Annotated in this window: 23 protein-coding genes; 15 read left to right on the plus strand and 8 right to left on the minus strand. The window is 51.5% G+C overall.

From position 1 onward, the window contains the following. Positions 1 to 215 precede the first annotated feature (215 nt). Positions 216 to 920: a FadR/GntR family transcriptional regulator gene (locus OGV98_RS22545; RefSeq protein ID WP_003023753.1), complete on the plus strand. Its 705-nt coding sequence runs from the start codon at positions 216 to 218 to the stop codon at positions 918 to 920. Position 921: 1 nt separating this feature from the next. After that, the gene (mdtD, locus tag OGV98_RS22550) at positions 922 to 2,349 is read left to right on the plus strand and encodes a multidrug transporter subunit MdtD (RefSeq protein ID WP_003840564.1); all 1,428 of its coding nucleotides are present in this window, start codon (positions 922 to 924) and stop codon (positions 2,347 to 2,349) included. On the opposite strand, the gene rbsR is transcribed toward mdtD, so the two are convergent. The 7 genes from rbsR to kup all read right to left on the minus strand — a co-directional run bounded on the left by rbsR (position 2,315) and on the right by kup (position 10,261). Beyond that, complete coding sequence (rbsR, locus tag OGV98_RS22555; protein WP_003023757.1) at positions 2,315 to 3,307, minus strand: ribose operon transcriptional repressor RbsR; 993 nt, start codon at positions 3,305 to 3,307, stop codon at positions 2,315 to 2,317. The genes mdtD and rbsR overlap by 35 nt on opposite strands. A gap of 3 nt (positions 3,308 to 3,310) precedes the next feature. Beyond that, positions 3,311 to 4,240, minus strand: a complete 930-nt coding sequence (rbsK, locus tag OGV98_RS22560; protein ID WP_003023758.1) for a ribokinase — start codon at positions 4,238 to 4,240, stop codon at positions 3,311 to 3,313. Positions 4,241 to 4,381: 141 nt separating this feature from the next. Continuing rightward, the gene (gene rbsB / locus OGV98_RS22565; protein ID WP_003023760.1) at positions 4,382 to 5,272 is read right to left on the minus strand and encodes a ribose ABC transporter substrate-binding protein RbsB; all 891 of its coding nucleotides are present in this window, start codon (positions 5,270 to 5,272) and stop codon (positions 4,382 to 4,384) included. A 24-nt stretch (positions 5,273 to 5,296) separates the two neighbouring features. Then, a complete protein-coding gene (rbsC, locus tag OGV98_RS22570; protein WP_003023762.1) occupies positions 5,297 to 6,262 on the minus strand; it encodes a ribose ABC transporter permease in 966 nt (321 codons plus the stop codon). 5 nt (positions 6,263 to 6,267) lie between these two features. After that, positions 6,268 to 7,773 (minus strand): ribose ABC transporter ATP-binding protein RbsA, encoded by a 1,506-nt coding sequence (gene rbsA, locus OGV98_RS22575; RefSeq protein WP_279279126.1) that lies wholly within the window; start codon positions 7,771 to 7,773, stop codon positions 6,268 to 6,270. 7 nt (positions 7,774 to 7,780) lie between these two features. Beyond that, positions 7,781 to 8,200 (minus strand): D-ribose pyranase, encoded by a 420-nt coding sequence (rbsD, locus tag OGV98_RS22580; protein WP_003023766.1) that lies wholly within the window; start codon positions 8,198 to 8,200, stop codon positions 7,781 to 7,783. A gap of 192 nt (positions 8,201 to 8,392) precedes the next feature. Next, a complete protein-coding gene (kup, locus tag OGV98_RS22585) occupies positions 8,393 to 10,261 on the minus strand; it encodes a low affinity potassium transporter Kup (protein ID WP_003023768.1) in 1,869 nt (622 codons plus the stop codon). 329 nt (positions 10,262 to 10,590) lie between these two features. On the opposite strand from kup, the gene ravA reads away from it, so the two are divergent. Together ravA and viaA are read left to right on the plus strand one after the other, a co-directional pair. Then, the gene (gene ravA, locus OGV98_RS22590) at positions 10,591 to 12,087 is read left to right on the plus strand and encodes an ATPase RavA (protein ID WP_106902857.1); all 1,497 of its coding nucleotides are present in this window, start codon (positions 10,591 to 10,593) and stop codon (positions 12,085 to 12,087) included. Further along, positions 12,081 to 13,532 (plus strand): ATPase RavA stimulator ViaA, encoded by a 1,452-nt coding sequence (gene viaA, locus OGV98_RS22595; protein ID WP_003023773.1) that lies wholly within the window; start codon positions 12,081 to 12,083, stop codon positions 13,530 to 13,532. The genes ravA and viaA overlap by 7 nt, the downstream gene beginning before the upstream one ends. A 3-nt stretch (positions 13,533 to 13,535) precedes the next feature. On the opposite strand, the gene asnA is transcribed toward viaA, so the two are convergent. Next, entirely contained in the window at positions 13,536 to 14,528 is a 993-nt protein-coding gene (gene asnA, locus OGV98_RS22600; protein ID WP_003827009.1) for an aspartate--ammonia ligase, read from the minus strand. 151 nt (positions 14,529 to 14,679) lie between these two features. On the opposite strand from asnA, the gene asnC reads away from it, so the two are divergent. The 11 genes from asnC (at position 14,680) to atpG (ending at position 24,313) form a co-directional block, all read left to right on the plus strand. Continuing rightward, entirely contained in the window at positions 14,680 to 15,138 is a 459-nt protein-coding gene (gene asnC, locus OGV98_RS22605) for a transcriptional regulator AsnC (protein WP_003023780.1), read from the plus strand. An 88-nt stretch (positions 15,139 to 15,226) separates the two neighbouring features. After that, positions 15,227 to 15,676, plus strand: coding sequence for an FMN-binding protein MioC (mioC, locus tag OGV98_RS22610; protein ID WP_003023782.1), 450 nt, complete (start codon positions 15,227 to 15,229; stop codon positions 15,674 to 15,676). 372 nt (positions 15,677 to 16,048) lie between these two features. Further along, positions 16,049 to 17,938: a tRNA uridine-5-carboxymethylaminomethyl(34) synthesis enzyme MnmG gene (gene mnmG, locus OGV98_RS22615; protein ID WP_003023784.1), complete on the plus strand. Its 1,890-nt coding sequence runs from the start codon at positions 16,049 to 16,051 to the stop codon at positions 17,936 to 17,938. A gap of 101 nt (positions 17,939 to 18,039) precedes the next feature. Continuing rightward, positions 18,040 to 18,663, plus strand: coding sequence for a 16S rRNA (guanine(527)-N(7))-methyltransferase RsmG (gene rsmG, locus OGV98_RS22620; RefSeq protein ID WP_003023788.1), 624 nt, complete (start codon positions 18,040 to 18,042; stop codon positions 18,661 to 18,663). 614 nt (positions 18,664 to 19,277) lie between these two features. Next, on the plus strand, positions 19,278 to 19,658 hold the full coding sequence (atpI, locus tag OGV98_RS22625) for a F0F1 ATP synthase subunit I (protein WP_003023790.1): 381 nt from the start codon (positions 19,278 to 19,280) through the stop codon (positions 19,656 to 19,658). 7 nt (positions 19,659 to 19,665) lie between these two features. After that, on the plus strand, positions 19,666 to 20,481 hold the full coding sequence (gene atpB, locus OGV98_RS22630) for a F0F1 ATP synthase subunit A (RefSeq protein ID WP_003023792.1): 816 nt from the start codon (positions 19,666 to 19,668) through the stop codon (positions 20,479 to 20,481). A gap of 46 nt (positions 20,482 to 20,527) precedes the next feature. After that, on the plus strand, positions 20,528 to 20,767 hold the full coding sequence (gene atpE / locus OGV98_RS22635; RefSeq protein WP_003023794.1) for a F0F1 ATP synthase subunit C: 240 nt from the start codon (positions 20,528 to 20,530) through the stop codon (positions 20,765 to 20,767). 59 nt (positions 20,768 to 20,826) lie between these two features. Continuing rightward, positions 20,827 to 21,297, plus strand: a complete 471-nt coding sequence (gene atpF, locus OGV98_RS22640; protein ID WP_003023796.1) for a F0F1 ATP synthase subunit B — start codon at positions 20,827 to 20,829, stop codon at positions 21,295 to 21,297. 14 nt (positions 21,298 to 21,311) lie between these two features. Next, positions 21,312 to 21,845, plus strand: a complete 534-nt coding sequence (gene atpH / locus OGV98_RS22645; RefSeq protein ID WP_003023799.1) for a F0F1 ATP synthase subunit delta — start codon at positions 21,312 to 21,314, stop codon at positions 21,843 to 21,845. Between the two features lie 12 nt (positions 21,846 to 21,857). Continuing rightward, a complete protein-coding gene (gene atpA, locus OGV98_RS22650; RefSeq protein WP_003023802.1) occupies positions 21,858 to 23,399 on the plus strand; it encodes a F0F1 ATP synthase subunit alpha in 1,542 nt (513 codons plus the stop codon). 50 nt (positions 23,400 to 23,449) lie between these two features. After that, positions 23,450 to 24,313 carry a F0F1 ATP synthase subunit gamma gene (gene atpG, locus OGV98_RS22655; RefSeq protein ID WP_003023804.1) on the plus strand — a complete coding sequence of 288 codons (864 nt, stop codon included), beginning with the start codon at positions 23,450 to 23,452 and terminating at the stop codon, positions 24,311 to 24,313. Positions 24,314 to 24,326 lie beyond the last annotated feature (13 nt).

Here is a 24,326-nt window from a genome sequence, read left to right on the forward strand (position 1 = left end):
GCTTGTAATCCGTTGTTCCGTGTCAGTGGAGGCGCATTATAGGGAGTTATTTCAGGCTGACAAGGGGAAATTTAAAATAACTTTCTGAGTGCGTGTTTTTTCACCAAAACAACCATTAACATGCCATAAAATAAGCAAATTGCCGTTTTTGCAGCCGCAATCACACTTCCAGGTGGCATACTAATGAATAAGAAAAAGAGTAAGGAAGAACATTCATGCCGTTAAATGCCCAACAGCTAGCCGCACAGAAAAACTTGTCCTACGTTCTGGCCGAAAAGCTGGCTCAGCGAATATTAAAAGGTGAATACGCGCCGGGCGCTATATTGCCTGGCGAAATAGAGCTGGGCGATCAGTTTGGTGTGAGTCGCACCGCGGTAAGAGAGGCGGTAAAAACGTTAACGGCAAAAGGTATGGTATTACCACGCCCACGTATCGGCACACGCGTCATGCCGCAAGCAAACTGGAACTTCCTCGACCAGGAGCTGCTCACCTGGTGGATGACGGAAGATAATTTCCCGCAGGTCATTAAACATTTTCTGGTGATGCGTATCAGCCTGGAGCCTCAGGCGTGTTTACTGGCGGCGACCATTGGTACGGCTGAACAGAAAGCGCACCTCAACACGCTGATGGAAGAGATGGTCGAGCTGAAAAGAAACTTCAGACGCGAACGCTGGATTGAGGTTGATATCGCCTGGCATGAACACATCTATGAAATGAGTGCGAATCCGTTCCTTATTTCCTTTGCATCTCTGTTCCATTCGGTTTATCAGACCTACTTTACCTCTATTACCTATAACGATGTGGTGAAACTGGATTTGCACCAGGCCATTGTCGATGCAATAGATGATAACGATGGCGATCGCGCCTTTGCTGCTTGTCAGGCATTGCTGATAGCACCGAACGTGCTACCGGATAAATAATATGTCAGAAAAGAAATCACGTAGTATGGCCGGGCTACCGTGGATAGCAGCCATGGCCTTTTTTATGCAGGCACTAGACGCCACTATCCTCAATACCGCCCTACCCGCAATAGCACATAGTCTTAACCGCTCTCCGCTCGCCATGCAGTCGGCCATTATCAGCTATACCCTGACGGTCGCGATGCTGATCCCGGTAAGTGGTTGGTTGGCAGACCGATTTGGTACCCGACGCGTCTTTATGATTGCTGTTAGCCTGTTTACGTTGGGATCGCTGGCCTGTGCGCTGTCCAGCTCCCTAAGCGAGCTGGTGATTTTCCGTGTCATTCAGGGGATCGGTGGCGCCATGATGATGCCCGTTGCCCGTCTGGCGTTATTGCGTGCCTACCCTCGCAGTGAACTGCTTCCCGTGCTTAACTTCGTCACCATGCCTGGACTTGTGGGGCCGATTTTAGGTCCGGTATTGGGCGGTGTACTGGTTACATGGGCCAGTTGGCACTGGATCTTCCTGATTAATATTCCAATTGGCATTGCCGGTATCTTCTACGCTCGCAAATATATGCCGAACTTCACCACCCCACGCCGCGGTTTTGATATGACCGGTTTCTTTCTGTTTGGTTTGAGCCTGGTGTTGTTTTCTAGCGGCGTTGAATTGTTCGGTGAGAAGCTTGTCGCTACCTGGGTCGCACTCGGTATTATTCTTGCCAGTGTGTTGTTACTACTCGCCTATATTCGCCATGCTCGTCGTCACCCAACGCCACTTATATCTCTTCCGATATTTAAGACTCGAACCTTTTCTGTTGGGATCGCCGGCAACCTCGCCACTCGCCTGGGCACAGGCTGCGTGCCCTTCTTAATGCCGCTGATGTTGCAGGTAGGCTTTGGATATCCGGCTCTGATAGCCGGTTGTATGATGGCGCCAACGGCGTTGGGTTCAATTCTGGCAAAATCCATGGTGACGCAGGTTCTGCGCAAACTCGGCTACAGGACCACATTGGTGGGTGTTACGGTTTTTATCGGCCTGATGATTGCGCAGTTCGCTTTGCAATCTCCTGCCATGCCGGTCTGGATGCTGATCCTGCCGCTGTTCATTTTAGGTATGGCGATGTCCACCCAGTTTACCTCAATGAATACTATCACTCTGGCGGATCTGACTGATGAAAACGCCAGCAGCGGCAACAGCGTATTGGCCGTTACTCAGCAGTTATCAATCAGTTTAGGGGTTGCCATCAGCGCCGCCGTTCTGCGTATCTATGAAGGTATGGAAGGAACCAATACGGTAGAGCAGTTCCATTACACCTTTATGACGATGGGCGCTATCACGGTAATATCCGCGCTGATGTTCATGCTGCTAAAAGCCAAAGATGGACGTAACCTGATCAAAGATCGGCACAAACCTAAACCGACCCCCGCTCCATCAAAACAGGAGTAAGCTGCAAACGCTGTTGTTGTAATGCGGGCTGGGCCATCCGATGGATTAATACATCGATGGCCAGTTCGCCCAATTCATCTTTTGGTTGATGTATGGTCGTCAGCGGAGGCGTCATATAGCGCGCCAGCTCGATATCATCATAACCCACCACCGCCATATCCTGCGGAATGCGCAATCCCGACTGGTACAGAGCCTGATACGCGCCAACCGCCATTGCATCATTGCCGGTAAAAACGGCCTGCGGTCGCTGTTTATGCGACAGCAACGTTTGCATAGCTTCAAAGCCGCCACCAAACTCAAAGTCACCGGTAATCTCGTAGCCTTCCGGGACAGGCAAGCCCGCCCGCTTCATTGCCGCCCGATATCCTTCCAGACGCAAACGCGCCGGGGTTTTATCCAGCGGCCCGGTGATGCAGGCAATGCGCGTAAAACCTTTTTCGATAAGATGTTGCGTGGCTAAATCCCCGCCCAGCAGGGAGTTATCCTGAATCAGATCGCTTTCACCATCAAAGGGCGACCAGTCCATCATCACGGTCGGTATAGAAGGATAACGCTGCATTATCTCTCTGGAAGGCTGATGTGTTTCCGTACAGAGCAGCAGCAAGCCATCCACACGTTTTTGCATTAGCGTTTCCAGATTACGGTTCATGCGCTGTTCATCGCCTTCGGTATTGCACAGCACCAGGCTGTAGCCGCGCTCAAAACAGCTACGTTCAACGCCGCGCACCAGCTCAGAATAGAAGGGATTGGTACTGGCAGTGATTAACATGCCAATTGTGCGGGTCTGGTTTAACTTGAGGCTACGCGCCAGCGCGGAGGGAGCGTAGTTAAGCGCTTTAATCGCAGCTTCTACTTTGTCAGTGACAGACTCACTGACAAAGCGATCTTTATTAATGACGTGAGAAACCGTCGACGTGGAAACACCCGCCAGGCGGGCGACGTCCTTCATTGTAGCCAAGCGTTACCTCTGTTGACTTAAAAACGCTTCTATTTCTTCGCGCCACGGAACGGAAGGCTGTGCGCCTTTACGGGTAACCGCAATCGCCGCAGCGGCATGCGCAAAACGGATCGCTTCAGGCAGTGGAGTCTCTTCCAGTAACGCTGTAATTAACGCGCCATTAAAGGTGTCTCCGGCGGCAATAGTATCAACGGCTTCCACTTTAAAACCGGGTACTCGCTGACCTTCGCCATTCACGCTGGCCCACACACCGCGACTCCCTAAGGTAATCAGTACAGTATGGATTCCTTTAGCATGCAATGCCTGCGCCGCTTTGGCCGCGTCTTCATCATTTTCAACCCGGATCCCCGTCAGCTTTTCAGCCTCGGTTTCATTCGGGGTAATAATATCTACCAGCGCCAACAGCTCGTCAGAAAGTTCACGTGCCGGAGCCGGGTTTAGGGCGACCATGGTCTTATTTTGATGTGCAATCTTTGCCGCAGCCAGAACGCTTTCGATCGGCGACTCTAACTGCATCAGTAAAGCAGACGCCTGCGCGATACGCTCATGCTGTGCTTCCACCAGCGCTGGCGAAAGAGCTGCGTTAGCTCCAGCATGAATGCCGATAACGTTCTCACCTTCACCATTCACAAAAATCAACGCAACACCGGTCGATTCCCCCGAAATTACGCTAATCGGCGCAATATCAATGTTGTCTTTGGCTAACTGTTTACGCACACTTTCGCCAATATCATCATCGCCCGTACAGGCAATGAATGCGATATTCGCGCCACTACGACCCGCAGCAACAGCCTGATTCGCGCCTTTACCGCCAAATGCGACCTGATAATGACTACCGGTTACGGTTTCACCAGGTGTCGGGAAAGAGTTAAGGTTAAGGATGTGATCGGCATTGATACTGCCAAGAACAACGAGGTTGCCTGCGGTTTTCATATTTGGTGTTCCAAGTCAAAGTGCGCCACCGGGTTAGGGTGGCGCGTGCCCTGCTTTTCTTTTTACGCTTTCATCCCCAAAACCAGATACGGGGATGGCGTATTTATGTCTCCATCAGGCCGCGAGCGACCTGAATCGGTATTACTGCTTGATGACCAGCTTCAGGTCAACCGGATATTTAGCCTGAACCTTCTCGCCTTTCAGGACTTTATCCGCAGTCTCAACGCCTTTCGCGCCGATCTGATCCGGCAACTGAGCAATGGTCGCAGCCAGTTTGCCATCATTTACTGCTTTTTCGCCATCTGGAGTGCCGTCAAATCCAACCACCATCACATCAGATTTACCCGCGGTTTGCAGTGCGCGCAGCGCACCCAGCGCCATTTCATCGTTCTGAGCAAATACGGCCTGCACATCAGGATGCGCGGTCAGCAGGTTCTGCATGACGTTCAAACCTTTAGTGCGGTCGAAGTCTGCCGGCTGGCTGGCCAGTACGTTAAATTTGTGTGCCGCAACGGCCTGCTGGAAACCTTCGCCACGCTCACGCGCCGCTGAAGTTCCGGCAATCCCCTGCAGTTCGATAACTTTCGCGCCTTCACCTGCTTTCTTCGCGATGTAATCACCCGCAATTTTGCCGCCTAACACGTTATCAGACGCAATGTGGCTTACCACTTCGCCTTTGGAGGCAACACGGTCAAGGGTAATAACCGGAATTTTTGCCTGGTTAGCCATCTTCACAGCATTACCAACGGCATCAGAGTCGGTTGGGTTGATCAGCAGAATTTTAGTTCCACGAACCGTTAAGTCCTGAACGTTAGCCAGCTCTTTCGCCGGGTTGTTCTGCGAGTCCAGAATCACCAGGTTGTAACCCAGCTTATCCGCCTCTTTTTGCGCCCCATCCTTCAGAGAAACAAAGAACGGGTTATTGAGGGTGGAGACCACCAGCGCAATGGTATCTTTAGCCATCGCATTCGCGCTCACGGTGGCGCTCAGCGCAACAGCAGAAACCAGGGTAGCCAGTTTTTTCATATTCATATTTAAGATGTCCTGTAATCGTTGTTACTGCTTTTTGTTGTCTACCAGTACCGCCAGCAAAATCACCACCGCTTTGACGATCATCTGGTAATAGGAGGATACACCTAACAAATTCAACCCATTATTGAGGAAACCAAGAATCAATGCGCCGATCAGCGTCCCAACAATTCGTCCTTTACCACCCGCCAGGCTAGTACCGCCTAATACTACCGCTGCGATAGCATCCAGCTCATAGCCAGTGCCTGCCGTTGGTTGCGCAGAGGAGAGGCGTGCTACTTCAATGATGCCCGCCAGCGATGCCAGCAGACCGCACAGTGAGTAAACGATAATTTTGATTTTACTGACGCTGATACCGGACAGACGCGTTGCCGCTTCGTTACCGCCCAGCGCGTAGATATAACGCCCCAGACGCGTGTGGTGCAGCATGTACCACGCCGCGAGGAAGACAATCCCCATGATCCACACCGGCGTAGGGACGCCTAACGGACGACCAATCCCGAACCAGCCAAACAGATCGGCATTGTCAGTAAACCCGGTGTTTACCGGACTGCCGTTGGTGTAGACCATGGTCACACCGCGCAGCAGCAGCATCATAACCAGAGTCGCGATAAACGCCTGCACGCGACCTTTCGCGACAATCACCCCGGTTACCGCGCCAATGGCAGCGCCGAGCGCCAGGGCCGCAGCAACAGCCACCAGCGCATTGACTTCAATCCCTACAATCGAAGCCGCAACCGCACCGGTCAGCGCCAGCAAGGAACCGACGGACAGATCGATACCCGACGTCAGGATAACCAGCGTCATGCCAACCGCCATGATGGCGTTCACCGACGTTTGCTGAAGAATGTTGAACAGGTTATTAACGGTAAAAAAGTTAGGGCTCATGGTGGAAACAATCGCGATCAGCACTAACAGAGCGATGAGCGACTTTTGCTCCAGAAGCCATGCTTTAGTGAAATAACGGCGACCAGAAACAGCCTGGGTAGTCATCTTTTTTACTCCTGATTCACGCGATTAAGCTTGCCCACAGCGGCAGCCATTAATACTTCCTGAGTGGCCTGCTCGCGAGTGAACTCACCGCCGAGATGCCCTTCATGCATAACGATAATTCGATCGCTCATGCCCAATACTTCTGGCATCTCAGAAGAGACCAGAATGATACTCAGCCCATCGGCCTTAAACTGGTTGATAAGCTGATAGATTTCTTTCTTGGCCCCAACGTCAACGCCGCGCGTTGGTTCATCAAGGATCAGCACTTTTGGCCGGGTCATCAGACCGCGCGCAATCGCCACTTTCTGCTGGTTACCACCGGAAAGAAGGCCGATAGCCTGTTCCATCGATGGGGTTTTAACATTGAACAGACGAATAAAATCACCCACCGCCTGCTGCTCATCTTTATGTTTAAGGCTTCCGCCTGCACGGCTGAAATAGCGCAGCGCGGTCAGTGACATATTCTCTTTCACCGACATGCCGAGCACTAAACCATCGCGTTTACGGTCTTCAGAAATATAGACGATGCCGTTAGCCAGTCCATCCTGCGGCGAACGGGTAACCACTTCATGGCCATCAAGCGTGACGTAGCCGCTGGTACGCGGCAATGCGCCGTACAACACTTTCATCAGCTCGGTACGCCCAGCCCCCATCAGCCCCGATACGCCAAGGATCTCGCCTTTACGCAGCGTGAATGACACATCGTTTACGCCAGGACCGCACAGATTATCGACCTTCAGGCGAATATCACCCGGCGCTTTTTCCAGACACGGGTACTGATCTTCCAACTTACGTCCCACCATCATTTCAATCAGCGAGTCTTCGGTAAGCGATGCGACTTCACGCTCGGCAATAAACTGCCCGTCGCGGAAGACGGTTACGTCATCGCAAATCTCGAAGATCTCTTTCATGCGGTGAGAAATATAGACAATGCCGCGCCCCTGGGATTTCAGTTCGCGGATGACGCGGAACAGGGATTCGGTTTCGGTGTCGGTGAGGGCATCCGTCGGTTCATCCATAATGATGACCTTCGATTCAAAGCTCAGCACTTTGGCAATTTCGACCATCTGCTGATCGCCAATCGACAGCTCACCGACCAGCCTGTCGCTTTTAAAGCGCAGATTGAGTTTGGCGAGCAGCAGATCGGCTTCGGCGTACATCTTCTTCCAGTCAATTTTGCCAAAGCGATTCACAAACTCACGACCGAGAAAAATGTTTTCAGCGATAGTGAGTTGCGGGATCAGGTTCAGCTCCTGGTGGATGATACCGATTCCGGCTTCCTGGGAGGATTTCGGGCCGTTAAAGGTGGTCTCTTTCCCCAGCCACAATAAGGAACCGGCATCACGGGTGTAGATTCCGGTCAGCACCTTCATCATGGTGGATTTACCCGCGCCGTTTTCGCCCACCAGCGCCATTACGCGGCCTGGGTAGACATTCAGCGCGGCGCCGGATAGCGCTTTTACGCCCGGGAACGCTTTATCGATCCCTTTGAGTTGCAGTAATGCGTTCATGATGGCCTCAGAACGTGACGCCAGCACAGAGAATGATATTCGCATACGGAGAACACTCTCCGCTGCGAATTACCGCCTGACTGTCTGCGGTTTGTTTTTTGAATTGTTCATGCGTGGTGTAACGAATTTCTATGGTGTTTCCCTGGTGTTGTTGCAGTTGCTCAATGTGGCTGAGCAACGTTTCGTGGAGTTGCGGATTATGTTGTTTAATTTCCGACGCGAGAATGGCCGCCTCGACCTGCATTTCACGTGTGACCACATCCAGTACCTGCATAAAAGAAGGTACGCCCTGGGTTAATGCCATATCGATACGCGTTGTGCTGTTCGGGATGGGTAAACCTGCATCACACACCACCAGCGTATCGGTATGCCCCAGACGGGAGATCACCGATGAAATTTCAGAGTTGAGTACCGTGCCTTTCTTCATTTTCTTTCCCCACTAGCGAAACGTTTCGCTGGAGATAAGTGTAGTGCGAAGAGTGGACAGAAAACCACCGCGACGTTACGAAAATGTGATCACCATCGAAACGTTTCGCAAGGATTATCATTAGATGAAATGAAAACTGGGAGGGGCAAAACAAAACGCCCCCTTTCACGATGAAAGAGGGCGTCGATGAGATTAAATCTCGACCTGAGTACCGAGCTCAATAACCCGGTTCGGTGGGATTTCAAACTGGTCCGGCGCACGCAGCGCATTGCGCTGTAACAGCAGATACAGCTTACCGCGCAGACGCAAGTACCATGGTCGTTTGCCGACAATCAGCGACTCGTGCGACATGAAGAAGGAGGTTTCCATCATCCGGCAGCTTAAGCCTTCCAGACCGCAGCGATGGAACACCTCCTCCACGTTCGGCGTTTCGCGCCAACCGTAGCTGGCAACCACGCGCCAGAAGGTGGGCGATAACTGCTCAATCTGCACCCTACGCACGTTGTGAACATAGGGCGCATCTTCCGTGCGCAGCGTCAGCAGAATAACGCGCTCATGCAGCACCTTGTTATGTTTGAGGTTATGCAGAAGCGCAAACGGGATGACGTTCAGTGCGCGGGACATATATACAGCCGTTCCCGGCACGCGTACCGGTGGCGATTTCTCCAGAGAAGCAATCATCGCCTCCAGAGAGTTACCGTGCTCATGCATACGACGCAGCAGACGGAAGCGTTCACTTTTCCAGGTGGTCATGATGGTGAACATCACCAGACCCAGCGTCAGAGGCAGCCAACCGCCGGAAATCAGTTTATCGAGGTTCGCGGAGAACAGCGGAACATCGACGCACAAGAATGCCACCAGGATCAGGAAGACGAAGTATTTATTCCAGTGCCAGTTTTTGCGCGCCACGGTGGTCGACAAAATAGAGGTCAGCACCATCGTCCCCGTTACCGCAATCCCGTACGCCGCGGCCAGATTACTGGAGTGTTCAAAACTCACAATCACAATAACCACCGCAAAATAGAGCATCCAGTTAACGAAAGGAATGTAGATCTGGCCCGACTCCATTTCCGAGGTATGGATAATGCGCATTGGCGATAAATATCCCAAACGCACGGCCTGACGCGTCAGCGAGAACACACCGGAGATAACCGCCTGCGAAGCGATTACCGTCGCCAGCGCAGCGAGGATCAGTAGCGGGATCAACGCCCAGTCTGGTGCCAACAGGAAGAACGGGTTTTTGATCGCTTCAGGATGCTTTAACAGTAGCGCCCCCTGACCAAAATAGTTCAGTACCAGTGAAGGCAACACCACAGAGAACCATGCCAGGCGAATCGGCAACTTACCGAAGTGGCCCATATCCGCATACAGCGCTTCAACACCGGTAATCGACAACACCACCGCACCCAGTGCAATAAAAGACAACGTTTTGAATTCGAGGAAGAAATGCACCGCCCAATACGGATTTAGCGCCTGCAGTACTTCCGGATTGCCAATAATACTGCGTACGCCTAAAACCGCCAGCGTCAGGAACCACAGCAGCATAATCGGCGCAAACAGCTTACCGACCATGCCGGTACCGTGTTTTTGAATCAAAAACAGCAGGGTCAGTACGATTATCGAGAGCGGAACAATCCAGGTATCCAGTTGCGGGGCAATAATCTCCAGACCTTCAATCGCAGACATCACCGAAATGGCTGGCGTAATCACCACTTCACCATAGAAGAAGCTGCCGCCTATCAATCCCATAATGACCAGCATGGAGGTTGTTCGCGCCGAGGTATTGCGCCCGGCCAATGACATCAGCGTCAGGATCCCGCCTTCTCCGGCGTTATCTGCGCGCATGACAAACGTCAGGTATTTAATGGAGACAACAAAGATCAGCAGCCAGAAAATCAGCGAGAGAAAACCAAATACGGCATCACGTTCAACGCCAAAACCAAACTGGCCGGACAAACATTCACGAAGCGTATAAAGTGGGCTGGTACCAATATCACCGTAGACAACCCCAATGGCTGCAAGGGTAATCGCAGACAATGATTGTTTATTATCAGTGCTCATAGACTCGTCTTTCGTTTATACACATCATCTTTCAAGCCACTCCGTGTGGGCTGCATTCGTTATTCCCCCCATCCCAGGAGAAAACTCCATTGCCGCCTTGGTGCAGCTTGATTGATTTGGTGTATATATAAGAAATGTGTGCGTCGTCCCTTGGCCCACAAAAAGGCGCACAGTATGCACGATTAATCACAAAATCGTACCCCTAAATGAGACCAGATTAATCTGGCTCAAAGAAAAATAAGCGCACCTTCAGTCTATTACTGCAATGGTGTGAAGCATCTATACTCGCAGTTTATGCAGTACATTTGGCGAAAGGACGCCACTTCATTATGGCTCACCCACATTTATTAGCGGAAAGAATTTCCCGTCTGAGCAATGCGCTGGAAAAGGGACTTTTTGAACGTAGCCACGCCATTCGTCTGTGTCTGCTGGCAGCACTCAGCGGCGAGAGCGTTTTCTTATTAGGGCCCCCGGGGATCGCAAAGAGCTTAATTGCCCGCCGACTGAAGTTTGCCTTCCAAAATGCACGCGCTTTTGAATACCTGATGACGCGCTTCTCTACGCCGGAAGAAGTTTTCGGCCCGCTGTCCATTCAGGCCCTTAAAGACGAAGGTCGCTATGAACGCTTAACGGCGGGCTATCTTCCTGAAGCTGAAATCGTTTTTCTCGATGAAATCTGGAAAGCAGGCCCGGCAATTCTTAACACCCTGCTGACCGCCATTAACGAACGTCACTTTCGCAACGGCGCGTATGAAGAAAAAATTCCGATGCGTCTGCTGGTAGCCGCTTCCAACGAACTGCCTGAAGCCGACAGCAGCCTGGAAGCGCTGTACGACCGTATGCTGATTCGTCTGTGGCTGGATAAAGTTCAGGACAAGGCCAATTTCCGCTCCATGCTGCTAAGTCAGCAGGATGAAAGCGACAACCCGGTCCCGGCATCATTGCAGGTGACGGATGAAGAGTATCACCAATGGCAAAAAGACATCGGCGCCATCAAGCTTCCCGATCGCGTATTTGAGCTTATTTTCACCCTACGCCAGCAGTTGGACACGCTACCGAATGCCCCCTACGTGTCCGATCGTCGCTGGAAAAAAGCGATCCGCTTACTCCAGGCCAGCGCTTTCTTTAGCGGACGTGATGCGGTAGTACCTATCGACCTGATCCTGCTGAAAGATTGTCTGTGGTACGACGCGCAAAGCCTGAATCTGATGCAACAGCAGCTTGAAATATTGATGACCGGACACGCCTGGCAGCAGCAAGCCATGCTGACGCGCCTGGGCAGTATTGTGCAGCGCCGCATTCAACTCCAGCAGCAACAAAGCGACAAAACGGCGTTCACGGTAATCCGTCAGGGTGGCATGTTCAGTCGTCGTCCTCATTATGATTTACCACCAGAAGCTACGTCCTCAGTCGTGACATTACTGCTACAAAAGCCATTAAAGCTGCATGATATGGAAGTTATCCATATTGCTTTTGAACGCAGTGCGCTGGAACTGTGGCTAACAAAAGGCGGTGAAATCCGCGGAAAATTAAACGGGATCGGCTTTGCCCAAACACTGAATATGGAAGTCGATAGTGCACAGCATCTGGTTGTGCGCGATGTCAGTTTACAGGGTTCTCGCCTGGCGCTGCCGGGGGCTTCGCAAGAGAGTATGCCCGCAGAGATAAAGCAGGAGCTTGAAGCGCTCGATAACGAGTGGCATCAGCAGCACAGCGCATTCAGCGAACAGCAAAAATGCCTGTTTATTCATAGCGACTGGTTAGGCCGCATTGAGGCCAGCCTGCAGGATGTCGGGGTGCAAATCCGCCAGGCGCAACAATGCTGACCCTTGATACACTCAACATAATGCTGGCAGTCAGCGAAGAGGCGATGATCGAAGAGATGATCGTCGCCCTGTTGGCTTCCCCAAAGATGGTGGTATTTTTTAAAAAATTTCCTCGCCTTAAAAAAGCGATCACTGACGATATTCCCCGCTGGCGCGAATCTTTGCGTAGCCGCCTCAAAGATACCCATGTGCCGCCGGAGTTGGCAGAAGAAGTCATTTGTTATCAACAAAGCCAGCTCCTCTCTCATGCGCAGTTTATCGTTCAACTACCGCAAATATTATCGCTATTGCACCGACTCCATTCGCCCTGGGCTGGGCAAGCGCAGCAACTGGTCAATGACAACAGCACCTTTACGCCCGCCCTACATACGCTTTTTCTCCAGCGCTGGCGCCTGAGCCTGGTGGTGCAAACCACAACGCTGAATCAGCAACTGCTGGAAGAAGAGCGCGAGCATTTGCTCAGTGAAGTACAGGAACGGATGACCCTTAGCGGACAACTGGAACCCGTTCTGGCGGAAAATGACAACGCTGCAGGCCGGTTGTGGGATATGAGCGCGGGCCAAATCAAGCGCGGTGATTATCAGTTGATGGTGAAATACGGCGAATTTCTGACGCAACAACCCGAACTCCAGCGTCTGGCCGAGCAGTTAGGTCGTTCCAGAGAGGCGAAATCCGTGCCGCGTAAAGATGCGCCAATGGAAACCTTCCGTACCCTGGTGCGCGAACCGGCAACCGTCCCGGAGCAGGTGGATGGTATCCAGCAAAGTGACGATATCCTGCGCCTGCTACCGCCAGAACTGGCCACGTTGGGCATAACCGAACTGGAATACGAGTTCTACCGACGGCTGGTGGAAAAGCAACTGCTGACCTACCGCCTGCACGGCGAAGCATGGCGTGAGAAGGTAACAGAACGTCCGGTGGTGCATCAGGATTTTGACGAGCAGCCGCGCGGACCTTTTATCGTCTGCGTTGATACATCAGGATCGATGGGCGGGTTTAATGAGCAGTGTGCGAAAGCCTTTTGCCTGGCGCTAATGCGCGTCGCCCTTGCCGATAACCGGCGCTGTTTCATTATGCTGTTTTCAACAGAAGTGGTGCGCTATGAGCTTTCCGGTCCGGAGGGCATCGAACAGGCGATCCGCTTTTTAAGTCAGCGCTTTCGTGGCGGTACTGATATTGCCAGCTGTTTTCGCGCCATTATTGAACGCATGCAGGGTCGGGAATGGTTTGATGCCGATGCGGTGGTTATCTCAGATTTTATCGCTCAGCGATTACCCGATGAAGTCGTCAGCAAAGTGGGGGAATTACAGCGGGTGCACCAGCACCGTTTTCATGCGGTAGCGATGTCAGCACATGGCAAACCCGGCATCATGCGCATTTTCGATCATATCTGGCGCTTTGATACCGGGATGCGAAGCCGCCTGCTCAGACGCTGGCGGCGTTGATTGTTACAGCAGAGAAGCGACACTTTCACGTACCTGGGCCGGCCATACGCCACACTGAACCTGGCCAATGTGCGGTAATTGCAGCAACAGCATGGTCAGACGCGACTGCCCAATCCCCCCACCAATTGTCTGCGGCATTTCACCACGCAGCAGCGCCTGGTGCCATTCCAGACTCAGGCGATCTTCATCACCGGTCAAAGACAGCTGGTGTTTCAGAGCGTCAGCATCCACACGGATCCCCATAGAAGACAGCTCAAACGCATCTTCCAGAACCGGGTTCCAGACCAGAATATCACCGTTCAGACCGGCATGACCCAGCTCAGACGCTGAACTCCAGTCATCATAATCCGGCGCACGTACATCATGACGGTGACCGTCACTGAGTTTACCGCCGATCCCCACCAGGAATACCGCACCCAGCTCTTTAGCGATCGCACGTTCACGACCTTTTGCGTCAAGATCCGGATAACGAGATAACAGCTCCTGGCTATGAACAAAGTGGATCTGCTCTGGCAGGAACGGTGCCAGACCAAACTCTTTGCTAACCGCAGCTTCGGTGGCCTTAATTCCCGCCCAGATAGCCTCTACCGTGCTTTTCAGAGTGGAGAATTGACGCTCACCGTCGCCCATCACACGCTCCCAGTCCCACTGGTCCACGTACACAGAGTGCAGCGGGGAGAGGCGATCTTCATCGGGACGCAGGGCTTTCATATGCGTGTACAGCCCCTCGCCTGCGCTAAAGTCGTGTTGTCCTAACGTTTGACGCTTCCACTTCGCCAGTGAATGAACCACTTCGAATTGAGCGTCTGGCAATGCTTTAACCTTCACCTGCACCGCTTTTTCACAGCCCGACAAGTTATCCTGCGTGCCATCTCCAACGCGGCTGAGGATCGGAGCCTGAACTTCGATCAGACCTAAACGCTCTTCCAGCTGGCGAGAAAAATGAGATTTTACGAAGCTAATTTGACGTTGTTTGGCAATGTAAGCGGTTTTCATTATGTGTACTCCTGTGTCCTGTTGCCTATGATTAAGCAACAGAATGGAGGTAATATTCAATAATCAACAAACAAAAAGCCGACTTCGATTTTGATTCGTTAAAATTAACGTCTAAAATAGAGGGAATCATTAATCTACATAAGAAAAACCTATGGAAAATTATCAGATCGACAATCTGGACCGCGGCATTCTTGATGCCCTGATGGAAAATGCCCGTACAGCCTACGCAGAATTAGCCAAACAGTTCGGCGTCAGCCCAGGAACAATTCACGTTCGCGTAGAAAAGATGAAGCAGGCCGGGATTATTACTGGCGCGCGGATTGATGTTAGTCCCAAACAATTGGGTTACGACGTCGGCTGCTTTATCGGCATCATTCTGAAAAGTGCGAAAGACTATCCGTCAGCACTTGCAAGACTGGAAAGCCTCGATGAAGTGACCGAAGCGTATTACACCACCGGGCACTACAGCATCTTTATTAAGGTAATGTGCAAATCGATCGACGCGTTGCAGCAGGTACTTATCAACAAGATCCAAACAATTGACGAAATTCAGTCCACTGAAACCCTGATCGTCTTGCAGAACCCGATTATGCGTACCATCAAGCCGTGATCGGGTTTTTTAATCCCCTATTTTTCCACAGGTAGATCCCAGCTCGCACACAGCGTACAATACGCCCTCTTTATAAAGGTGGGCGATCATGGCAGACATCACTCTTATCAGCGGTAGTACGCTTGGCAGTGCGGAATATGTAGCAGAGCATCTGGCTGAAAAGCTGGACGACGCCGGTTTTTCCAGCGAAATACTGCATGGGCCAATGCTTGAAGAGGTTCCGACTGACGGGATCTGGCTGATTATCAGCTCCACACACGGAGCAGGAGACATTCCTGACAACCTGCAGCCTTTATATGATGCTTTACGCGAGCAGAAACCGAACCTGTCACAAGTGCACTTTGGTGCAATCGGGATCGGCAGTCGTGAATATGACACCTTTTGCGGCGCAATCGACAAGCTGGAAGCCGAATTGAAGGCCTGTGGGGCAAAACAGATCGGCGAAACGCTCAGGATCAACGTACTGGAACATGAAATTCCGGAAGATCCGGCTGAAATTTGGCTGGGATCGTGGCATCCGTTGCTCAGAGATTTGTAAAGATCGTACTTTTTTATGTGGATAACTCTGGTTAAAAGCTTGGATCAACCGGTAGTTATCCCAAGAACAACTGTTGTTCAGTTTTTGAGTTGTGTATAACCCTTCATTCTGATCCCAGCTTATACGGACCAGGATCACCGATCATTCACAGCTAATGATCCTCAGCAACCTGTTGATCTTACTTAAAGGATCACCCTTATCCACAGAAAGGTGCGATCCTAATAAGAGATCACAATAAAACAGATCTCTAAATAAAAAGATCTTCTTTTTAATACCCAGGATCCCAGGTCTTTCTCCATCGACTAAAGTTGAGTAGAATCCACGGCCCGGGCTTCAATCCATTTTCACACCGCGTTATGCGAGGCAATCACCATGTTTTATCAGGATCCTTTTGACGTCATCATCATTGGCGGGGGTCATGCAGGCACCGAGGCCGCAATGGCCGCGGCGCGAATGGGTCAACAGACTCTGCTTTTGACACACAATATCGACACTCTGGGACAGATGAGCTGCAACCCGGCGATCGGCGGTATTGGGAAGGGACACCTGGTAAAAGAAGTGGATGCGCTTGGTGGGTTGATGGCAAAAGCGATCGACCATGCGGGTATCCAGTTTAGGATACTAAACGCCAGCAAAGGGCCTGCCGTTCGTGCTACTCGCGCTCAGGCCGATCGTGTGCTCTATCGCCAGGCGGTACGTACCGCACTGGAGAATCAACCCAACCTGATGATCTTCCAACAGGCGGTTGAAGATCTGATTGTTGAAAACGATCGTGTCGTAGGCGCGGTAACCCAAATGGGACTGAAGTTCCGTGCCAAAGCGGTCGTGTTAACCGTGGGGACTTTCCTCGACGGCAAAATTCATATTGGTCTGGACAACTACAGCGGTGGCCGCGCTGGCGATCCGCCGTCTATTCCGCTGTCACGTCGTCTGCGTGAACTGCCGCTGCGCGTCAGTCGCCTGAAAACCGGTACACCGCCGCGAATCGATGCGCGCACGATTGATTTCAGCGTGCTCGGCCAGCAAAACAGCGATAACCCGATGCCGGTCTTCTCATTCCTGGGCGATGCTTCTCAACATCCGCGCCAGATGCCGTGTTACATCACGCATACCAATGAAAAAACCCATGATGTGATCCGTAATAACCTCGATCGTAGCCCGATGTACGCAGGCGTGATCGAAGGTATCGGCCCACGCTATTGCCCGTCGATCGAAGACAAAGTGATGCGCTTTGCCGATCGTAACCAACATCAGATCTTCCTCGAACCGGAAGGACTGACGTCTAACGAAATTTACCCGAATGGCATCTCCACCAGCCTGCCGTTCGATGTGCAGATGCAAATTGTCCGTTCCATGCAGGGGATGGAAAATGCCAGAATCGTCCGTCCTGGCTACGCGATTGAGTATGATTTCTTCGATCCGCGCGACCTGAAACCTACTCTGGAAAGCAAATTCATCCAGGGTCTGTTCTTTGCTGGTCAGATCAACGGTACGACCGGTTATGAAGAAGCTGCCGCGCAAGGGATGCTGGCTGGTCTGAACGCCGCACGCTTGTCTGCTGACAAAGACGGCTGGGCGCCGCGCCGCGATCAGGCTTATCTTGGTGTGCTGGTGGACGATCTGTGTACGCTGGGCACCAAAGAACCGTACCGCATGTTCACCTCACGCGCGGAATACCGTTTGATGCTGCGCGAAGATAACGCCGACCTGCGTCTGACCGAAATTGGCCGTGAGCTGGGACTGGTGGACGATGAGCGTTGGGCTCGCTTCAACGAGAAGCTGGAGCGTATTGAACAAGAACGCCAGCGTCTCAAATCAACCTGGGTGAATCCGTTAGCGGAGTCCGCTGCAGAAGTGAATGCTCACCTGGCGACACCTCTGTCACGTGAAGCGAGCGGTGAAGATCTGCTGCGTCGCCCGGATATGACCTATGCTCAGTTGACCTCTTTATCTGCGTTTGCACCTGCGCTTGATGATGCTCAGGCCGCGGAACAGGTTGAAATTCAGGTGAAATACGAAGGATATATCGCCCGTCAGCAGGAAGAGATCGAGAGACAACAGCGTAATGAGAACACCCTGTTGCCTGCAACGCTGGATTATCGTCAGGTCTCCGGCTTGTCGAATGAGGTCATTGCCAAACTGAACGATCACAAACCGGTATCGATCGGCCAGGCATCGCGTATTTCCGGCGTAACACCTGCCGCCATCTCCATTCTGCTGGTATGGCTGAAAAAACAAGGTATGCTGCGTCGCAGCGCTTGATATCACTTTTTGGCGGGAGTGCTTCGTTTGCCCGCCCTACAAATTTGTCGGCCCGATAAGCGACAGCGCGTCGGGCAATAGATTATTTACAGGTAACGACCGTGCTCAACAAACTCTCTCGTCTGCTGGCTGATGCCGGTATTTCTCTTACCGATCACCAGAAAAATCAGCTGATTGCGTATGTCGATATGCTGCATAAATGGAACAAAGCGTACAACCTGACGTCGGTGCGTGATCCCAACGAAATGCTGGTGCGCCATATTCTGGACAGCATTGTCGTCGCGCCGTACCTGAAGGGCGAGCGTTTTATCGATGTCGGCACTGGTCCGGGCCTACCGGGAATCCCTCTCTCCATCGTACGTCCTGAAGCGCATTTCACACTGCTGGATAGCCTGGGAAAACGCGTTCGTTTCTTGCGGCAGGTGCAGCATGAGCTTGCGCTTACTAACATCACTCCAGTGCAAAGTCGCGTTGAAGAATTCCCTTCAGAGCCGCCGTTTGATGGGGTGATTAGCCGTGCTTTCGCGTCACTCAATGATATGGTGAGCTGGTGCCATCATTTGCCTGGTCAGGAAGGGCGTTTTTATGCGCTAAAAGGGCAGTTGCCTGAAGATGAAATTGCCTCGTTGCCTGCAGAATTCAGCGTCGAGTCGGTCGAAAAATTACGCGTTCCGCAACTGGATGGTGAACGTCATCTGGTGGTTATTAAGCCAAACAAAATTTAATTTTTATCAAAAAAAATAGAAAAAAAACGGTTCTTCGGGTGTTAAAAGTCATAAGGAATAGTGTGGTTAAATGTCGTTACATTTCACTAATGCCTTACGGTTTTGCATCATAACTATAACGTACCGTTTTTTGTTAAAAGTGAAACAAGTCAGCTGTGAAAATATCAGCCTGCTAAAAATAGAATCAAAGAATCACCGCCCGTGTTAATTTTTTATTATAAATGTCAATGGGTGGTTTTTTTGTTGTTATTCGCTATTTTTAAAACAGTAACGAATTTTAGGCTTAAATATCAAAAAGTTGAAATGGCATCATTTGCCAAGTAAATAAATAGTGCCGGGGCGAATATGCTTAATATGTGATCTGGTGCACGCTTTGCAGCCAGTGTTTACGCGGCTTTTGCAGTTTTGCATGATCGTTCACAGTTTGCATAAAAGTGATAAATGTGGCGTAGCGAAAAATATTTAAACATTTATTCACTTTTTAGCTACTTATTGTTTGAAATCGAGAAGGCGCACCGTATAATTTGACCGCTTTTTGATGCTTGACTCTAAGCCATAAAGAACGTTTTATACGACACGCGGCATACCTCGAAGGGAGCAGGAGTAAAAACGTGATGTCTATGTCGCTCTTGAGTCGAAACGTTGCTCGTAAGCTTTTGCTCACACAGTTTCTGGCGGTAATAGCAAGTGGACTGCTATTTAGCCTCAAAGACCCTTTCTGGGGCATCTCCGCATTGTGCGGTGGATTGGCAGTGTTACTGCCTAATGTGTTGTTTATGATATTTGCCTGGCGTCACCAGGCACATACACCAGCTAAAGGCCGAGTAGCCTGGACGTTCGCTTTCGGCGAAGCCTTCAAGGTATTAGCTATGCTGGTGTTGTTGGTGGTGGCGTTGGCTGTTTTGAAAGCGGTATTCATGCCGCTGATCGTTACGTGGGTTTTGGTGCTGGTGGTTCAGATACTGGCGCCGGCTGTAATTAACAACAAAGGGTAAAGGCATCATGGCTTCAGAAAATATGACGCCGCAGGATTACATAGGACACCATCTGAATAACCTTCAGTTGGACCTACGTACATTCTCGCTGGTGGATCCGCACAACCCCCCAGCCACCTTCTGGACGCTCAATATTGACTCCATTTTCTTCTCGGTGGTTCTGGGTCTGTTGTTCCTGCTTATGTTCCGTAGCGTAGCCAAAAAGGCGACCAGCGGCGTACCAGGTAAATTTCAGACTGCGATTGAGCTGGTAATCGGCTTTGTGCATGGTAGCGTGAAAGACATGTACCATGGCAAAAGCAAGCTGATTGCTCCGCTGGCCCTGACGATTTTCGTCTGGGTATTCCTGATGAACTTGATGGATTTGCTGCCTATCGACCTGCTGCCGTACATCGGTGAGCATATCTTTGGCCTACCGGCTCTGCGTGTGGTTCCGTCTGCTGACGTGAACATCACCCTGTCGATGGCGCTGGGCGTATTTATCCTCATTCTGTTCTACAGCATCAAAATGAAAGGCATCGGTGGCTTCGCGAAAGAGTTGACGCTGCAGCCGTTCAATCACTGGGCGTTCATCCCTGTCAACTTAATCCTTGAAGGGGTAAGCCTGCTGTCCAAACCAATCTCACTTGGTCTGCGACTGTTCGGTAACATGTACGCTGGTGAGCTGATTTTCATTCTGATTGCTGGTCTGTTGCCGTGGTGGTCACAGTGGATCCTGAATGTGCCGTGGGCCATTTTCCACATACTGATTATCACGCTGCAAGCCTTCATATTTATGGTTCTGACGATTGTCTATCTGTCGATGGCATCTGAAGAGCATTAATTTACCAACACTACTACGTTTTAACTGAAACAAACTGGAGACTGTCATGGAAAACCTGAATATGGATCTGCTGTACATTGCTGCCGCTGTGATGATGGGTCTGGCGGCAATCGGTGCTGCGATCGGTATCGGCATCCTCGGGGGTAAATTCCTGGAAGGCGCAGCGCGTCAACCGGATCTGATTCCTCTGCTGCGTACTCAGTTCTTTATCGTTATGGGTCTGGTGGATGCAATCCCAATGATCGCTGTAGGTCTGGGTCTGTACGTGATGTTTGCTGTCGCGTAGTAAGCGTTGCTTGAATTAAGAGCAATATCAGAACGTTAACTAGATAGAGGCATTGTGCTGTGAATCTTAACGCAACAATCCTCGGCCAGGCCATCGCGTTTGTCCTGTTCGTTCTGTTCTGCATGAAGTACGTATGGCCGCCTTTAATGGCTGCCATCGAAAAACGTCAAAAAGAAATTGCTGACGGCCTTGCTTCTGCAGAACGAGCACATAAGGATCTTGACCTTGCAAAGGCCAGCGCGACCGACCAGCTGAAAAAAGCGAAGGCGGAAGCTCAGGTAATCATCGAGCAGGCGAACAAACGCCGTGCTCAGATCCTGGACGAAGCTAAAACTGAAGCAGAGCAGGAACGTACTAAAATCGTGGCACAGGCGCAGGCGGAAATTGAAGCCGAGCGTAAACGTGCTCGCGAAGAGCTGCGTAAGCAAGTTGCTATCCTGGCTGTTGCTGGCGCCGAGAAGATCATCGAACGTTCCGTGGATGAAGCTGCTAATAGCGACATCGTGGACAAACTTGTCGCTGAACTGTAAGGAGGGAGGGGCTGATGTCTGAATTTGTTACGGTAGCTCGCCCCTACGCCAAAGCAGCTTTTGACTTTGCCGTTGAGCACCAAAGCGTTGACCGTTGGCAGGATATGCTGATGTTTGCCGCTGAGGTGACAAAAAACGAACAAATGGCAGAGCTTCTCTCTGGCGCGCTGGCGCCGGAAACGCTCGCTGAGTCGTTTATCGCCGTATGCGGTGAGCAACTGGACGAAAGCGGCCAAAACCTGATTCGGGTAATGGCTGAAAATAACCGTCTGAATGCGCTCCCGGATGTTCTTGAGCAGTTTATTCACCTGCGTGCAGCCAGTGAGGCTATCTCTGAGGTAGAAGTTACTTCTGCCAATGCACTGAGTGATGAACAGCTTAAGAAGATTAGCGCAGCGATGGAAAAACGTCTGTCACGCAAAGTTAAGCTGAATTGCAAAATCGATAAGTCTGTAATGGCAGGCGTAATCATCCGAGCGGGTGATATGGTCATTGATGGCAGCGTACGCGGCCGTCTTGAACGCCTTGCAGACGTCTTGCAGTCTTAAGGGGACTGGAGCATGCAACTGAATTCCACCGAAATCAGCGAACTGATCAAGCAGCGCATTGCTCAGTTCAATGTTGTGAGCGAAGCTCACAACGAAGGTACTATTGTTTCTGTAAGTGACGGTGTTATCCGCATTCACGGCCTGGCCGATTGTATGCAGGGTGAGATGATTTCCCTGCCGGGTAACCGTTACGCTATCGCACTGAACCTGGAGCGCGACTCCGTAGGTGCAGTTGTGATGGGTCCATACGCTGACCTCGCCGAAGGCATGAAGGTTAAGTGTACGGGTCGTATTCTGGAAGTTCCGGTTGGCCGTGGCCTGCTGGGTCGTGTGGTGAACACTCTGGGTTCCCCGATTGACGGTAAAGGTCCGGTTGATAACGATGGCTTCTCGCCAATCGAAGTTATCGCACCGGGCGTAATCGAACGTCAGTCCGTCGACCAGCCAGTACAGACCGGTTATAAATCTGTTGATGCCATGATCCCAATCGGTCGTGGCCAGCGTGAGCTGATCATCGGTGACCGTCAGACAGGTAAAACCGCGATGGCAATTGATGCCATCATCAACCAGCGTGATTCCGGCATCAAATGTGTGTACGTGGCTATCGGCCAGAAAGCGTCCACCATTTCTAACGTGGTTCGTAAACTGGAAGAACACGGCGCACTGTCCAACACCATCGTTGTTGTGGCGACCGCGTCTGAATCTGCTGCACTGCAATACCTGGCACCATATGCCGGTTGCGCAATGGGCGAATACTTCCGTGACCGCGGTGAAGATGCACTGATCGTTTACGATGACCTGTCTAAACAGGCTGTTGCTTACCGTCAGGTTTCCCTGCTGCTGCGTCGTCCACCAGGACGTGAAGCATTCCCGGGCGACGTATTTTACCTCCACTCCCGTCTGCTGGAACGCGCATCCCGCGTAAACGCGGAATACGTTGAGAAGTTCACCAATGGTGAAGTTAAAGGTAAAACCGGCTCCCTGACCGCTCTGCCGATTATCGAAACCCAGGCGGGTGACGTTTCTGCGTTCGTTCCGACCAACGTAATTTCTATTACCGATGGTCAGATCTTCCTGGAAACCAACCTGTTTAACTCCGGTATTCGTCCGGCAGTTAACCCGGGTATCTCCGTATCTCGTGTTGGTGGTGCAGCGCAGACCAAGATCATCAAGAAACTGTCCGGTGGTATTCGTACCGCGCTGGCGCAGTATCGTGAACTGGCAGCGTTTTCTCAGTTCGCTTCCGACCTGGATGAAGCTACTCGTAAGCAGCTGAGCCACGGTCAGAAAGTAACTGAACTGCTGAAGCAGAAACAGTATGCGCCAATGTCTGTTGCACAGCAGGGTGTGGTGCTGTTCGCGGCTGAACGCGGTTACCTCGAAGATGTGGAACTGGCGAAAATCGGTAGCTTCGAAGCCGCTCTGCTGGCTTACGTTGACCGTGACCACGCTCCGCTGATGCAAGAGATCAACCAGTCCGGTGGCTATAACGATGAAATCGAAGGCAAGCTGAAAGCTATCCTCGATTCCTTCAAGGCAACCCAGTCCTGGTAACGTCTGGCGGTCTGCTTTAGGGTGGACCGCAAGGCATTGAGGAGAAGCTCATGGCCGGCGCAAAAGAGATACGTAGTAAGATCGCAAGCGTCCAGAACACGCAGAAGATCACTAAAGCGATGGAGATGGTCGCCGCTTCCAAAATGCGTAAATCGCAGGATCGCATGGCGGCCAGCCGTCCTTATGCAGAGACCATGCGCAAAGTGATTGGTCACCTTGCGAATGGTAATCTGGAATATAAGCACCCTTACCTGGAAGAACGCGACGTTAAACGCGTGGGCTACCTGGTGGTGTCGACCGACCGTGGTCTGTGCGGTGGTTTGAACATTAACCTGTTCAAAAAGCTGCTGGCGGATATGAAAACATGGTCCGATAAAGGCGTTCAGTGCGATATCGCAATGATCGGCTCTAAGGGCGTGTCTTTCTTTAACTCCGTTGGCGGTAATGTGATTGCTCAGGTAACCGGTATGGGGGATAACCCTTCCCTGTCCGAACTGATCGGTCCGGTTAAAGTGATGCTGCAGGCCTACGATGAAGGTCGCCTGGACAGACTGTACGTTGTCAGCAACAAATTTATTAACACCATGTCTCAGACGCCAACCATCACCCAACTGCTGCCTCTGCCGGCATCAGATGATGATGAATTGAAGCGTAAATCCTGGGATTACCTGTATGAGCCAGACCCGAAAGCGCTGCTGGATACCCTGCTGCGTCGTTATGTCGAGTCTCAGGTTTATCAGGGCGTGGTAGAAAACCTGGCCAGCGAGCAGGCCGCACGTATGGTGGCGATGAAAGCCGCGACCGACAATGGCGGCAGCCTGATTAAAGAGCTGCAGTTGGTATACAACAAAGCTCGTCAGGCCAGCATTACTCAGGAACTCACCGAAATCGTCGGTGGTGCATCCGCGGTATAACCAGGTTAATTCG

Source organism: Citrobacter sp. Cf136, from assembly GCF_030333815.1.
In the GTDB taxonomy this organism is placed as follows: domain Bacteria; phylum Pseudomonadota; class Gammaproteobacteria; order Enterobacterales; family Enterobacteriaceae; genus Citrobacter; species Citrobacter freundii.